This is a genomic window from Desulfuromonas thiophila, from assembly GCF_900101955.1.
Classification (GTDB): domain Bacteria; phylum Desulfobacterota; class Desulfuromonadia; order Desulfuromonadales; family Desulfuromonadaceae; genus Pseudodesulfuromonas; species Pseudodesulfuromonas thiophila.
In genome coordinates this window covers 83,566-98,747 of sequence record NZ_FNAQ01000009.1, presented here as the reverse complement: position 1 = coordinate 98,747, position 15,182 = coordinate 83,566, and the positions used below count along the sequence as shown (strand labels likewise).

9 protein-coding genes are annotated in these 15,182 nt (G+C 59.5%); 7 read left to right on the top strand and 2 right to left on the bottom strand.

The genetic code is table 11. The features are described 5' to 3' along the window. The coding region (locus tag BLR80_RS08615; protein ID WP_143012120.1) for an integrase core domain-containing protein at positions 1 to 261 on the top strand (261 nt) is incomplete at its 5' end. Between the two features lie 1,006 nt (positions 262 to 1,267). After that, positions 1,268 to 2,107 carry a formate/nitrite transporter family protein gene (locus tag BLR80_RS08610; protein WP_092078715.1) on the top strand — a complete coding sequence of 280 codons (840 nt, stop codon included), beginning with the start codon at positions 1,268 to 1,270 and terminating at the stop codon, positions 2,105 to 2,107. A gap of 78 nt (positions 2,108 to 2,185) precedes the next feature. On the opposite strand, the gene tpx is transcribed toward BLR80_RS08610, so the two are convergent. Then, positions 2,186 to 2,707: a thiol peroxidase gene (gene tpx / locus BLR80_RS08605; protein WP_092078712.1), complete on the bottom strand. Its 522-nt coding sequence runs from the start codon at positions 2,705 to 2,707 to the stop codon at positions 2,186 to 2,188. 121 nt (positions 2,708 to 2,828) lie between these two features. After that, positions 2,829 to 4,283: an SDR family oxidoreductase gene (locus BLR80_RS08600; protein ID WP_092078709.1), complete on the bottom strand. Its 1,455-nt coding sequence runs from the start codon at positions 4,281 to 4,283 to the stop codon at positions 2,829 to 2,831. A 267-nt stretch (positions 4,284 to 4,550) separates the two neighbouring features. Here BLR80_RS08600 and BLR80_RS08595 point away from each other — a divergent pair, with 267 nt between their 5' ends. The 5 genes from BLR80_RS08595 to BLR80_RS08575 all read left to right on the top strand — a co-directional run bounded on the left by BLR80_RS08595 (position 4,551) and on the right by BLR80_RS08575 (position 15,179). Next, the gene (locus BLR80_RS08595) at positions 4,551 to 5,321 is read left to right on the top strand and encodes a hypothetical protein (RefSeq protein WP_143012119.1); all 771 of its coding nucleotides are present in this window, start codon (positions 4,551 to 4,553) and stop codon (positions 5,319 to 5,321) included. Continuing rightward, entirely contained in the window at positions 5,302 to 5,946 is a 645-nt protein-coding gene (locus BLR80_RS08590; protein WP_092078704.1) for a CsgG/HfaB family protein, read from the top strand. Before BLR80_RS08595 ends, BLR80_RS08590 begins: the two co-directional genes overlap by 20 nt. Before the next feature lie 34 nt (positions 5,947 to 5,980). Continuing rightward, positions 5,981 to 6,925 (top strand): hypothetical protein, encoded by a 945-nt coding sequence (locus tag BLR80_RS08585; RefSeq protein ID WP_092078701.1) that lies wholly within the window; start codon positions 5,981 to 5,983, stop codon positions 6,923 to 6,925. Between the two features lie 83 nt (positions 6,926 to 7,008). Continuing rightward, entirely contained in the window at positions 7,009 to 8,100 is a 1,092-nt protein-coding gene (locus BLR80_RS08580; protein ID WP_092078699.1) for a flagellar assembly protein T N-terminal domain-containing protein, read from the top strand. A gap of 233 nt (positions 8,101 to 8,333) precedes the next feature. After that, a complete protein-coding gene (locus tag BLR80_RS08575) occupies positions 8,334 to 15,179 on the top strand; it encodes a type I polyketide synthase (protein ID WP_092078696.1) in 6,846 nt (2,281 codons plus the stop codon). The last annotated feature ends 3 nt before the right edge of the window (positions 15,180 to 15,182 follow it).

Sequence of the window (15,182 nt, the reverse complement as noted above, 5' to 3'; positions counted from 1 at the left end):
TACCTCTCAGACCATTTTCAGAACCAGATCAAGTTCTGGGGGATCACTCCCAGCTTTGCCTTTGTTGCCGAACCCCAGACCAATGGAGTTGCCGAACGGTTCAACCGCACCTTGAAAGAGCAGGCCATCTATGGCCGGGTTTTCCGTAACATCACCGACGTGCGCGAAGCCGTGAAGACCTTCGTGGAGCTTTACAACAGCGAATGGCGTGTTGAGAAAAACGGCTTCAGATCACCCGATGAAATCCGTCAGGCGGCGTAAGCTAAACTTCTGTCCAGGGAACCGGTTCCGCTACAGAACAAGGTCGAGCGATACAAGTCGTTCGTTTACGGCGCCATCTGCGTCATGCTGGTCGACGGTGTGGAGGCCCTGGTCATTGACATTGAGCCGCGCCGCAACAGCCGCCCCCTTTGCCCTGGGTGTGGCAAGCGGCGGAGCGTGTATGATCGAGCGTGCCCCGCCCTGAATCATTGATAGCGCCGACCGAATTCCCCTGACCTTCAGCGTAAATGGCGTGTCAAGAAAAAACGGTTTCCGCTCACCCGACAAATTCGTCAGGCGGCGTAAGCAAAACTTGTGTCCAAGGAGCCAGTGCCGCTACAATGTGCCAGATTCTCCTGAAGGGCACCTCGCAGAAAATCTGGAACATTTTGCTGCTGAAGTTTAGAGGTCACCCCAGTTTCGCGATCTTTGAAAAGGACTCTTCCTCAGAATCTGTGGGTAGGCGGCGGCAAGATCGTTAGGATCGGCAGTGGTCATCCTGTGTCAGATTCTTAAAATGCTAATTATTGCGAATAACAGCCTAAAGGAATAAAAAATAGAAAAATGAAAAACAAAGAAAACCTGCAACATAGCGAAATAAAAACATTTTTAGCAATTTTACACAACATAGAGTTGTGTTATGATTCCGCCTTCACACGGCATCGTAGGTTCAATCCCTACTGCGCCCACCAAAAAATCAAAGGGTTAGCGACATTCTCGCTAACCCTTTTTTGGTTGTGACGGTTCTGTGCCAGTCTGTCATGTCACAGTTCAGTTCGTGCCCCTGCCGTCTATTTATCCTTTATTCTGTACCACGTCCTGTGTGTACCCAGTAAATCAAGCGGAACATGCCGGCACAGCCCACTGCCCTCAGCATCGACATGGCCAAAGCGCTTCAGGACCGAAGAAGACCATTATTGACTGTATGTAAAGATCTGCATCCCGATATCCGCAAGCGAATTTTTTTCATAAAAAGAGCAGACTCATTCTTTTGACAGGAGCTCGCATGCCTTTCATTGCCCCAGGACAGCTACTACCCCAGCTGATGCAGGCCAGCGTGACCAAGACCCTTTTACGACCGCTGCCCCTTTTATTGTTGGGCTTTCTGGCCGGTGCCTATATCGGTTTTGCGGCTCATCTCGCCACGGTTATCAGCACTGGCGATATCGGCTGGTTCGGTCTAAAAAAATTTCTGGCGGGGGCGGTGTTCAGTCTTGGTCTGATGCTGGTGATCATTCCGGGGTCGGAGCTCTGGACCGGCAATACGTTAATGACAGCCGCTTGGCTGGAAGGAAAAATCCGGCTGCGGGTGCTACTGTGGAACTGGTTGTGGGTATATCTGGGCAATCTGGCAGGAGCGGTCTTTCTGGCTGGGATAATCGCCGCTGGCAGCGGCTTACTCGATGGCCCAGTGGGTAGCACGGCGCTGCAGATCGCCAGCAGCAAGATCGCCGCCGAAGCCTGGTCGTTTCAGCACAATCTGGCATATTTCTGCCGAGCCATCTGCTGCAACTGGCTGGTCTGTCTGGCCGTGGTAATGGCTCTGGCGGCACAAGATATCGGCGGCAAAATTCTGGCGATTTTTTTTCCAATCATGGCGTTTGTCGCTTCGGGATTCGAGCACGCCATCGCCAACATGTATTTCATTCCGGCAGGGATTTTCAGCAAGCAGCTGCCACAGGCGCTTTCCGGTGCCGGGCTAAGTGCCACCGAACTCGAACGTCTCAACCCGCTGGCCATGTGGACGGATAATCTGCTGGCGGTTTCCCTGGGCAATCTGGTGGGTGGCGCTTTTTTCGTTGCCGGGCTGTATTGGTGGGCTCAGAAGTTGCGCCCTGAGCGCTGAAAATTCAACAGCCCCAGGACCTCGTCAGCATCAAACGAACGAGGGCCTGGGGCTAATCGGTAAGTTCCCCTGAACCGCCTATGCCAGCAGAGCGCGAACGGCCGCGAGAGCAGCGGCATAATCCGGTTCGGCCGTGACCTCCGAAACAATTTCGCTATAAGCAATCTTGCCATCAACATCAATCACGAAGACGCTGCGCGCCAGCAACTTCAGTTCGTCGATCAACACGCCGTAATTCAGGCCAAAGCTGCGCTCCTGATAATCCGACAGGGTTTTAACCCGCTCAATACCAGCATTACCGCACCAGCGCTTTTGAGCAAAAGGCAGATCAACACTGATGGTATAGACTTCCACGTTCTCCGGCAAAGCAGCGGCATCCTGATTAAACTTTCGCGTCATGGTGTCGCAAACGCCCGTATCCAGAGACGGCACCACCGCTATCAGTTGAATCTTGCCTTTGGCGCTATCGCGTGTCACCGGCTGAAGACCATTATCGACCACCTTGAAATCAGGAGCAGGGCTGCCAACCGTGACATCGGGGCCAACGAGGGTCACCGGATTGCCTTTAAAGCGGATGATTCCTGTGCGTTTTTCCGTCATAAGTTTTTCCTTTTTGGTCTGGGGGAAGGTTTTACGGACATCGCGGCTTCAGCCACGAACCGCATTGATAACAATTTTTGTCTTAATTTAACAGAACAAAACATTCTGTCAAGAAGCCTGATCAGCTGGCCGGCATTTTGGCTGCCTGAGCCAACAAGCGGCGTCCCATACGCTCAAACACCAAAGCATGAAACGGCATCACCAAATACCAGTACAACCGGCCCCCCAGCCCTTTCGGAAAAAAATGGGCTGTCTGGATCAACCAGTCGTCATCAATGACAAACTCAAGCCAGCCTTTGCCGGGAAGTTTCATCTGCGCCAACAATAACAGTCGTTTATTCGGTCGTAGATCAACCACCTTCCAGAAATCTACGGCATCACCTACCCGCAATTGTGCGGGTACGCGCCGACCACGATTGAGACCGACGCCTCCCATCAGTTTATCGATCATTCCCCGCAGTGACCACAGGGGGTCATAGCCACCCCAGCCGGCAGCGCCTCCCAACTGACAGAGTTGTGAGAACACCCTGGCCGGGGTCAGCCCAGCCAGAGCAAACTGACGGCAATCCCGATACACCAGGGCCTTAGGATCAGCAGGTGGGCTCAGATCGCAGACCTCGCCGGCACTGCTGTCGCACCAACGGCTGAGAACCGCGTCACTTTCCAACTCCTGCAACGCCAACTGAAAGGCCTGTGGCAGCGTGCGGGGCACAATGGTCGGAAACAACTGCTTGGCATGGTCGTTTTCCACCAGAGTTTCGGATTTGAGCCCTTCCACCAGTGCGGCAGCAATGCTGTAGGGGACTGGCGTAAACAACATAAGCCAATAGGATGACAATTTCGGGCTGAGCAGGGGCACCGGAATCAGCCAGCGTTTCAGCCCCAGGCTGGCCGCCGCAGCCTGCATCAGACCACGGAAATCGGTCGGCTCGCTACCGATATCGATCTGCCAGTTGCCCGCTGCCGGCAGATCGATGGCCGCCTCAAGATAGGTCAGCACATCCTCGACGGCGATCGCCTGGGTGCGGGTAGTGACCCAGCGCGGCGTCAGCATAACCGGCAGTTTCTGCGTCAGATGATGAATAATTTCGAAACTGGCACTGCCAGCGCCCAGAATGACCCCGGCTCGAAACCAGAGGGTCTGCAAGGTCTCGGGACGAGCGCTGAGAATGGCCCCCGTTTCGAGCCGGCTGCGCAGATGTTCGCTGGCATTTTCCATCCGTCCCAGCCCCCCCAGATAGATCAGCCGTGCTACCCCGGCAGCGATGCAGGCATCGCGAAACTGTTCAGCACTGCGGCGATCGCGAGCGGCATAATCGGGGCCACTCCCCATGGAATGAATCAGGTAAAAAGCCATATCCACCTGCTGGAGTGCCTTCTGTAGCGCAGTGGCATCGAAGCTGTCGCCCTGGACCACCTCGACGCGCTGGCGCACCTCAGGACGCAAGCGATTGGGATCACGCACCAGAAGACGCAATTGCAGATCAGCACGCTGCAGCAACCGGTCTTTCAGGCGACGACCAATATAGCCGGTGGCTCCGGTGATCAGGATACGACGGGTTGCAGTTGTTGGCATCAAAGCTCCATAGGTGAGAAAATGTTACCAGTGAACAAACATCCTGCGACGAACATGACGTTCAGCAACCAGGAGCTCTGCCCCTGTCACCAGCTGGTACAGCTGTGGCTGAAGATTTTTTCAAAGTCTAACTGCTGACCAGATTCTGGCAAGGCGAAATTCTGCTGGGGGCAAGGCTTAGGCGGCTCCAGCAGGTCCCCAAAAATGAAAAACCCGCTTGAAAAATTCGCCTCCTGCGTCTAGCCTATGCAGCAGTCCACCGGGTGCATGTGTTCTTCTGTAAAATGCTTGGAAGCGTTGCCTCGCTGTTGGTATGCCGCGTTGCAACATGGATTTGTCCATCCCTGTAAAAACGACCAGAATGGTTCCGAGCAGATGATGAATGCTAGCGCAACAAGCACAGCCAAAAGCATTTGCCGTTTTATGTCCCAACAGGTAGCGCTGGCCGTTGTCGGGTCTTTGATCGTCCTGCTCGGTGTTGGCCTGCGGCCCCAGAACAGCTGGGCGGCATCGACAGGCCAGGACGGTCGCAAGCCGTTTATCGTTGTTCAGGTACAAAACCGCACCGGTCAGCCCGGCTGGGAAAATCATCTGATTGCCTACGGTATTCGTAATATCGTCAATGATGAATTTTACCGTAGCGGTCGCTATGTTCCCATAGAAGACGATCCCGAGATGCTGCGTCAGATTGATCGTTTTATCGCGGCTACCTGGCAGAACGACAACATGCCGGAGGATATCCAGGAACCAACCGTGGCCAGTGATACCCAGGTGCGCGTGTTTATCGATCGTTTTAAAACCTCACGAACACGCAGTATTGGTCTGCTGGCCGCCGCTAAAACCACCTTGCAGGTTGGTGTCCGCATTGAATTGCGTGAAGCCGGCCAGCCGTTGCGTGTTTTTGAGGGATCCGGTAAAGGGGTAACCAAATCACTGGGTATTCTGTTCGAGATTCGCCAGGACAAGGTTCATTTCAACGAAACCACCGTGGGTCAAGCCACCCAGAAAGCCATTGAAGATGCTCTTGCCAATCTTTGATTTGCTGCGCCTGCTGGTTGCGCTGAATGTGTTTCTGGGCCTGATGCTGGCCGGTTGTGCCACCACCTACGTTGAACCGGACCGGCCGGCACCGGCTGCCGCCACCTCGCCAGTGGCCGCACCGCCCCATAAAGGCCCTAAAACGGTTGTTGCCGTCCTGCCGCTGGGGTTGTCTGATCGGGCGGCACAACGCTATCCGCACCTGCTGGACAAGAATGTGGGCCTTGGGATTCATAACCGGCTGACAGAAGCCCTCTATGACACTGGCCGCTTCATCTTCGTCGAGGAAAAGGCTGATATCATCAAGGATGTTATGGACCGGCAATGGATGAGTGCCAACGGCATGGTCAGCCAGGCCCAGGCCATCGAAATGGGCCGTATGCTTGGTGCCGCCAAGGTCATCTATGGCGAGGTCTATGACTACGGCGAAGGTGGTGATCAGGTGCGCGGGCTGAGCGCCAGAAAGAATTTGCAAACCCGCATGGGCATCCAGATCCGCTGTGTTGACGTGGAAACCCTGGAATACATTCCTGGTAGCGGCACGGGCATCGGCCATGATGTCTCGGGCGCTGCCGATCAAGCGCTGCAACAGGCCACTGCCAGCCTGCTGCGTCGTCTACCCTAGTCTCAATTCCATCACATTCGAAGGAGGAGGTAACATGAACAAAAAACGGGGATTACTGATTTCCGGGGTCTTGGCCCTGCTATGCCTGGCGGGAAGTTCTTGGGCATCTCCTAATTATGATGATTACTATGCTGAAGAGTTTCTGTATCATCATGGTGACAGCATTGGCGGTGTCGGTGGTGGCAACGAAGGGGCGGCCTATGTTTCGGCAGCCGGCAACATCTCACGACTGGTGTTCCAACAGCTGGTGCTGCCCTCCGCTGAAACAGCATCAGAAAAAAGCAACAAAGCCAATCTGAATCTGCCACGGACCTTTGGCGCTTCGGCCTACTGGGAAGACGTCGACTTCGAGAATGCCAACCTCAACGGCGACATCTACGGCGTCAACCTGGGTGTTGCCTTCGACAATGATCAGCTGACCTACGGTCTGATGTTGCCTTACGATTACATTGATTTTGACAGTTTTGATGGTCATCGCGTCGGCCTGATCGGCTTTACCCAGTACAGCCTGCCGCTGAATCAGACACTGTCGGCTTCCTTCACGGGTCATATCAACTACTGCTATACCGACCTGGATTTCGACTTCGTCGACGCTGACGAAGTCAACCTGTTCGGTGGTGGTCTGGGCGCTGCCATCACCTACGATAATGACATCTTCATCTTCAGTGCTGGAGCCTCCTATCTCTACAACACTGACGACAGTGACGCCGATGATGACGAACAGCATCTGATCAAGACCGGCATCAATGCTGGTGTGCGTAATGGCGACAATGGTGTGATTAATCTTTTCGCCGTCTGGAACGCCGATGTGACAGATTACGACAACGATCCGGCAGATGATGATTATTATGAGGTTGGCTGTGAAGGTTCCTTGACGCTGACGGACACTTTTGGTCTCTCCCTGGGCTATAAAAAGGTTCTGGAACTGGAAGACTTCGATGCTGACGAAATTTATCTGGGCAGCACCTGGAAATTCTAATCTTTTTATTTGAAGATTATTAAACAACGGGTGCGACGACTGTCAGGCGTTGCACCCGTTGTTTTATTTTTCGGAGATCCGCCATGGACTTTCGCCACCGATTGTTTCACCTATTGGGGTTGCTGGCATGGACACTGCTCACCACCGTCCCAGCGCAGGCCAGCCAGATTCAACTCGAAGCTGAGGGTTCGGCTGCCATCACCCATTCCCGTCAGCAAGCTCGCCAAGACGCCGTGGAAGATGCCCAGCGCAATGCCGTGGCAGAAGCCCTTGGTGTGCTGCTAACCAGCGAAACCGTTGTGGAAAACTTTGTTTTGCTACAGGACAAGATCCTCACCCGCGTTGAGGGTTATGTCCGCGATTATCAGATTCTCAACGAATCCTTCACCTCGAACGCCTGCACCGTGCGAATCCGCGCCACGGTGGAGGAAATGGCCCTGGCCGATGATGTCGCCGCCCTGGCGCGGATTCTGCCGCGCCTCAACTATCCAACCGTTGCCATCTCCCTGCAGGAACAATCCCTCAGCGCCACAGCCAATCCCATGCCGCTGAATCTGCTGGCAGCTCGTCAGACGATCGAAGCCGACCTGCGCGGCAAGGGCTTTGACCTGGTCAATCCGACCGGTCCCTCGACAACTCAGGCCCAGCTATTGATTCGCGGTCAGGCTTACGTCCAGGACAATGGCGCCAACCCCTACAACGAGCGCTTTCACGCCTATGCCGCCACCATCGTGGCAGACATCTGTGAAACCACTACGGGCAAGGTGCTGGCCTCCGCCAGCAGCGATGCCATCGTGCCACACCACAGCTTTGCCATCGGCTCCCAGAACGCACTGCAGAAAGCCGCCCTGCAACTGGCCGGCAGACTCAGCGACCAGATCGCCGCCAGCTGGCTCGAAGCCTGTTACAACGAGCATCAGATCCGCCTGATTGTCGCCGGCTGCAGCTTTGCCGACCTGCCAAGCATCGAACGGGAAATCAGTCGTATTCCGGGCGTAATCCGTGCCCAGCAGAAACAGTTTTCCGCCCAAGGCGGCGAATTTATCGTCGGCTGGCAGAGCTGCAACACCCTGCGCCTGGCGGAACAGATTAATCATCTGACCATTGGCGGGAAAAAACTGACCATCACCTCGGCCGGCACCTATGCCCTGCAGGCCCGACTCGGTGGCTCCTGATTTCCGCTCCGGCCAGCCCAGAACGCTCAACCCTTTTGCTGGAACACGCTGCGGCCCTGCTCCCGATCAGGGCCGCGGTATTTTTTTGCAGTTCCGCTCTTTTGTTAGTATAAAGTCCTTTTTCTTTTCCCTGTCGCCTGCTGTGGCAACACGGCCGTCTTCGGCTGCGCCCTGTTTCGCCCGACCGTTGCACCGGCCACGCCGCAGGCGCTGTTTCGACAGGCTTAGACCTCATGATTTCTGCGCATTCTGTCGCCATCGTCGGTATTGGTGGCCTGTTTCCTGAAGCTCCGACCCTTGAGCACTTCTGGCAGCTGATTCACAACGGCGAGAGTGTCGCCAGCGAACCTCCTGCCGGACGCTGGCCACTGTCACTGGAAGACTATTACCATCCAGACAAAGGCCGGCCCGACGCTCTTTATTCCCGCCGCGCCTGTTTCATCCGCGATGAATTGCTGCAACTGCCGCTGGATTCCTTGCAGATTGATCCTGCTTTGCCAGCACACCTTGACCCCCTGTTCCAGCTGGTGCTGATTGCCGGTAGCCAGGCCTTTTTCGATGCCCGTGTCAGCACCCAGCAACGTCAGCGTGCCGGCGTAATCCTCGGCAATCTAGCTCTGCCCAGCGTGACCACCAGCCAGCTGGCCTGGGACTACCTGGGACGCAGTCTGGCGGAGCAGCTGCTCGGCCAGGTTCCTCCGGCCCACAAACCGGACGCCCGCAACCGCTTCATGACCGGCCTGCCCGCCGCGTTACTGGCCAAGGCGCTGGGGCTGGGCGGTCGCTGTTTCACCCTGGATGCCGCCTGTGCCTCTTCCCTCTACGCCATCAAGCTGGCCGTCGAAGAACTGCGCAGCGGTCGAGCTGATCTGATGCTGGCCGGCGGTGTCGCCCGGCCGGACTCGCTCTACACTCAAATGGGTTTTTCCCAGCTGCGTGCGCTATCGCCGCGCGGCATCTGCGCGCCCTTTGACCGTCAGGGCGATGGCCTGGTCGTCGGCGAAGGCGCCGGCCTGCTGGTTCTCAAGCGCACCGTCGACGCCCTGCGCGATGGCGATCGGATCTATGCCACCATCGCGGCTATCGGACTGTCCAACGACATCGGTGGCAGTCTGCTGGCCCCCTCCAGCGCCGGTCAACTGCGCGCCATGCGGGCCGCCTACGCCAGCGCTGGCTGGCAGCCCCAGGATGTCGATCACATCGAGTGCCATGCCACCGGTACACCCGTGGGTGACGCCGTGGAATGCGCCAGTCTCCAGGCCCTGTGGGGCAACCACAGCCAGCGCCGTTGCGTCCTGGGCGCTGTCAAGGCCAACATCGGCCATCTGCTGACCGCCGCCGGCGCTGCCGCTGTCATCAAGACCCTGCTGGCGCTGAAGCACCAGACCCTGCCGCCAACAGCCAACTTCTGCGAGCCCCTTGCTCCCCTGGTCGAACCTGGCACGCCCTTCGAGGTACTGCGCCAACCCCGCCCCTGGCCACAGCCATCAGACCATCCACGGCGGGCAGCAGTCAGTGCCTTCGGCTTTGGCGGCATCAATGCCCATCTGCTGCTTGAAGAAGGGCTTGAACTGCAGAAGCGATCGGGTCGTGGCGCAACAACCGTCCCGCAGCCAGCCGCACAGGCTCCCGAGCCCATCGCCATTATCGGACTTAATGTCGAACTTGGGCCTTGGCAGACCGTGGCAGCACTGCGGCAGCAGCTGTTCGCCGAAACAGAGCAGACCACTGCGTTACCCACCTCACCTCAACACTGGGGCGGTGCGCCGCAGCGCCGCTGGTGGCAACAGGAAGGCTTCAGCCCCTGCCAGGGCCACTATCTGGCCGATCTGCAACTCAACGCTGGCCAGTTCCGTATTCCTCCGACCGAGATGGCTGAGATGCTGCCGCGCCAGGCGTTGATGTTACGCTGCGCGGCCGCAGTCTTGGCCGCGACAGGCTGTGACCAAACCAATCACGAACGCACGGGGGTTTTCATCGGTACCGGCCTGGATCTGGCCGCAACCTCCTTCAGTCTGCGCTGGTCACTGCCTTTGCTGCTGCAACAGGCCCGTCAGCAGGGCCACCTGAGCGACACGCAGGCGGACGATCCAGCGCTGCTGACACAGCTGCGCGATGCCCTCTGCCCGCCCCTGACCGCCAACCGCACCATGGGAGCGCTGGGCAGCGTGGTCGCCAGCCGCATTGCCCGCGCCTTCGGTGTCGGCGGTCCCAGCTTCACCCTCGCCAGCGAGGAAAACTCCGGCCTGCAGGCTCTGCAGAGTGCCACAGGCGCCCTGCAGCGAGGTGAAATCGATCTGGCATTGGTCGGCGCCGTCGATCTGCCGGGAGACATTCGCGCCCAGCTCAGCAACCAGCAGTTGGGTCGCACCGCGCCGATCAGCGAAGGAGCCTGTGCTCTGGTATTGCAGCGCCTCAGTGATGCCCAGGCCAGTGGTGCCACCATCTTCGCCCTGATTGAGGCCGAAACCGCTGCCACGGCGGCAACGGCCGATCTGCTCGGCATCACCGATGCGCTGCCGCAGAAGTGCCTTGCCGCCTTGCAAACACAGCTGCGCTTGCCGGCCCTGACTGCCGACAGTTTCGGTCTGCGCCTTGCCAGCGGGCCTGACAGCCCGACCGACCCCGCCAGGGAATCGCTGACGGCTATCCCCCTGACCGCGCGCTACGGTCAGGCCGGCGAAGCCAGTGGTCTGCTGGCGGTATTGTGCGGTGCCCTGGCCCTGCACCATCGCTTGCTACCGTCACAGGGTGACTGCCGACCACGTTACTGGCTGCACAACGCCGTTGAGGGACCGCGCCGCGCCCTGATCAGCGGCACAGCCACCGGCGGCCAATGCCAACTGCTGGTGCTGCGGGAAGCCCCAGCACCTTCTGATTCGGCACACAGGCTGCCTCCGGCCCAGCCGCTGGCCTTGCCCGGCCCGGCCCTGTTTATCTGTCGTGCCAGCAATGCGGCTGCCCTGGCCGAAAACCTGCAGCAGCTGGCGCAGCGGTTGCAGGATTCTCCGGAACAACCGCTGAACGAACGGGCAGCACACTGGTGGCACAGTCAGCCTGCCGCTGCGGTTGCGCCCTGCTGCCTGAGTCTGCTGGCAGATAGTCCGGCGGAACTGGCCGAACAGCTGCATTTCGCGCAGCAACATCTGCGACACCAGCCGACCCAACGCCTTGACGGCCGGACCGCTGTCGGTCGGCCGGCCTGCAGTCGCGGCAAGCTGTTTTACGCTCCCCAGCCCCTGGCAGGCGAAGGGGCCAAACTGGCCTTCGTGTTCCCCGGCAGTGGCAACCATTTCAACGACATGGGCCGCCAGCTGGGTTTGTGCTGGCCTGGCGTGTTTGAAGCCCAGCATCGCCAGAACCAGCGTCTGCGCGATCAGTATCAGCCTGACAACTTCTGGTGCGCTTGCGATCCAGCCGTTATCGAGCAGGATCATAACTGCCTGATCATTGCCCACGTGGCCCTCTGCACCGCTCTGAGCGACACGGTGCGCCAGTTTGGTGTGCAGCCACAGCTGGCCATCGGCTACAGCCTGGGCGAATCCTCCAGCCTGTTCAGCCTCGGCTTCTGGCAGGAGCGTGATGCCATGCTTGAACGCATTGAGGCCTCGCCCCTGTTCAGCCGTCAATTGGCCGGCCCCTGCGAGGCGGCCCGCCAGCTGTGGCAGCTACCCGCCACTGAAGCGGTCGACTGGTGTCTCGGTGTCGTGCCCCGCCCAGCACAACGGGTGCGCGGCGCCCTGGCCGGACTGGAACGGGCCTACCTGCTGATCATCAACACGCCGGACGAATGCGTGATCGGCGGGCAGCGTCAGGCCGTGCAGCAGCTGGTCGCACGCCTAGCCGACAAACGGCCCTGCCCGTTCATCGAACTACGGGGGGTCACCACCGTGCATTGCCCGGTTGCTGGTGTGGTGGCTGACGCTTACCGCGCCCTGCACCTCTTCGATACCCAACCACAACCGGGCCTGAGCCTGTACAGCTGCGCCAGCGGCCAGCCCTACGAGGCCACAACGGAGCAATGCGCCGGGGCTATTCTGGCTCAGGCGACCGACACCATCGATTTCACCCGGGTCATCGAACGGGCCTACGCTGATGGTGCCCGCCTGTTCATCGAAACCGGCAGTGGCAATTCCTGCTCGCGCATGATCGGCCGCATTCTCGGTCAGCGACCACATCTGGCCCTGCCCACCTGCGTGCGCGGCCAGACACCGCAACAGAGCTTTGGCCGGCTGCTGGCGCAACTGCTGGCGGAAGGCTATCCGTGCGACCCCAGCCTGTTTTTCCCTGCCCCAGCTCAACCCTCGGCACCGCCGGTTCCGGCCGGGCCGCCGGTCATCCTGCGTCATGGTCTGGGAGATATCCGCCTGCCGGCTCTGGCGCAAAGGACTGTCAGCGCGCAGAACGCGACAAAGAGCCCTGGCGCCAGCCTGCCGGCCACGACGGTCACCCCGCCGCAAGGATTAACTGAGACAGCTCTCAGCCCTGCGTTACGCCAGAGTCTGCTGCGCACTCAGCAACACCAGAGTGCCGCTCACAGCCGGTTCCTGCAGCTCAGCCAGCAACTGCTGCAACTCAGCAGCCAGCAACTGGCCCGCCAGCCAGTGACGGTCGCGCCTTCCCAGCCTTCGGTTCCCGGTCGGAATCTGCCGCCAACGCCGCCCCCCGTGTCGGTTTCGGCTCCCGAGGCGCTAAGGTTCGACCGGCGCCAGTGCCTCGAATTCGCTATCGGCTCCATCGGCACCATGCTGGGAGAGCGTTTCGCCGCTATCGACCGTCATCCGACCCGGGTACGGCTGCCCGATGAGCCGCTGATGCTGGTCGACCGCATTCTGACCCTGGAAGGTGAGCCCTGTTCCCTCAGCCAGGGTCGCGTGGTGACCGAGCATGACGTCACCGCCGACCGTTGGTATCTGGACAGTGGCCGGATTCCCACCTGCGTCGCTGTCGAGGCCGGTCAGGCCGATCTCTTTCTGTCCGCCTGGCTCGGAATCGATTTCCAGACCCGCGGCCTGGCGGTCTACCGCCTGCTTGATGCCGTGGTCCGCTTCCACGGCCCGTTGCCGGGGCCGGGCGCGGTGATCCGCTACGATATCCGCATCGAGCGTTTTTTCCGTCAGGGCGACACCTGGCTGTTCCGTTTCGCTTTCGACAGCACGGTTGACGGTCGACCGCTGCTGACCATGCGCAACGGCTGCGCCGGTTTCTTCAGCCAGACCGAACTCAACGCCGGCCGCGGCATTATCCAGACGGCCCTCGACCTGCGCCCGCAAACAGGCAAACGACCGGCCGACTGGCTTGAACTGGTGCCCCTGGCGCTGGAACAATACGACAGCCAGCAGCTGCAGGCCCTGCGCCAGGGCGACCTGGCCGGCTGTTTCGGTTCGGCTTTCGCCCACCTGCCCCTGCAGCGGCCCCTGGGCCTGCCCGGCGGCAAGCTGGAACTGGTCGACCGCGTTACCCGTCTTGATCCAGCCGGCGGCCGCTTCGGCCTCGGCCAGATCCGCGCCGAAATGGACGTGCAGCCCGATGACTGGTTTCTGACCTGTCACTTTTGTGATGATCAGGTCATGCCCGGCACCCTGATGTACGAATGCTGCCTGCACTGCCTGCGCCTTTATCTGATGCGGCTGGGCTGGGTGTGCGAACAGGATGAAGCCGTATGGGAACCGGTGGCCGGAGTGGACAGCCAGCTCAAATGCCGCGGTCAGGTTACGGCCAGCACCCGCACCGTTACCTACGAGGTTAGCCTGAAGGAATTGGGCTACCATCCGGCGCCTTACGCCATCGTTGACGCCCTGATGTATGCCGACGGCAAGGCCATTGTCGAAATCGGCAACATGTCCGTCCAGCTCAGTGGCATGACCCGTGAGGTTCTGGAACAGCGTTGGCAGCAGGCCCACGTTACCTCGCCTGCCCCGCGCCCGGTGACCACAACCGCTGGCGGCCGCAAACCGGCCCTGTATGATTACGACCGTATTCTGGCCTTTTCAGCGGGCAAACCGTCCGAGGCCTTTGGCGAACCCTACCGTATCTTCGATGCCGAGCGCCGCATCGCCCGTCTGCCACGACCGCCGTTCCAGTTTCTTGATCGCATCACCGCCATCGCCGCCGAGCCCTGGCGAATGGTGGCCGGCGGTCACATCGAAGCCCAGTACGACGTACCGGCCGATGCCTGGTATTTCGCCGCCAATCGCAGCCGGCAGATGCCGTTCTGTGTTCTGCTGGAAATCGCATTGCAACCCTGTGGCTGGCTGGCCGCCTATGTCGGCAGCGCCCTGACCAGCCCGGTGGATTTGTGTTTCCGCAACCTTGATGGCACGGCGCGTCAGTTGCGACCGGTCGATCGGAACAGCGGCACCCTGACCACCCAGGTGACCCTGACCCGGGTCTCCAGCAGCGGTGGCATGATCATCCAGGGCTATGATTTCTGTGTGCACGATCAACAGGGGCCGGTCTACCAGGGCGAGACCCTGTTCGGTTTTTTCACTGCGGCGGCGCTGGCCAATCAGGTCGGCCTGCGCACAGCCCAGCCCTATCTGGTCAGTGCCAAAGAGCAGGCCAGCGGCGCGCCTTTCGACTATCCGTCACAGCCGCCCTTCCCCGACCAGCAGTTGCGCATGCTCGACCGGATCGAGCTGTTCTGCCCCGCTGGCGGACCGGCCGGGGCGGGATGGATTCGTGGCAGCAAGCAGGTCGATCCGCAGGAATGGTTTTTTGCGGCCCACTTCTATCAGGATCCGGTCTGTCCCGGCTCCCTGGGGCTGGAGTCTTTTTTGCAACTGCTGCGGGTAATCGCCGCCCATCACTGGGGCGAAGAGGCTGCCGGCAATCTGCAACTGACCTCGGCACCGCATCAGTGGAGTTACCGCGGTCAGATCATCCCCACCAATCGGCAAGTCCGCGTCGAAGCCTGCATTGAAGCGCTGGATCATCAGCGCCAGGAGCTGTGCGCCAGTGGTCTGCTCAGTGTCGATGGCAAAATCATCTACCAGATGCAACAGTTCCATTGCCATTGCCAGCCCCCAGTTTCTGTCGGGGGACGGAACAGCCGCGCTGGCGAAGCGGATGCATCCTAGCGG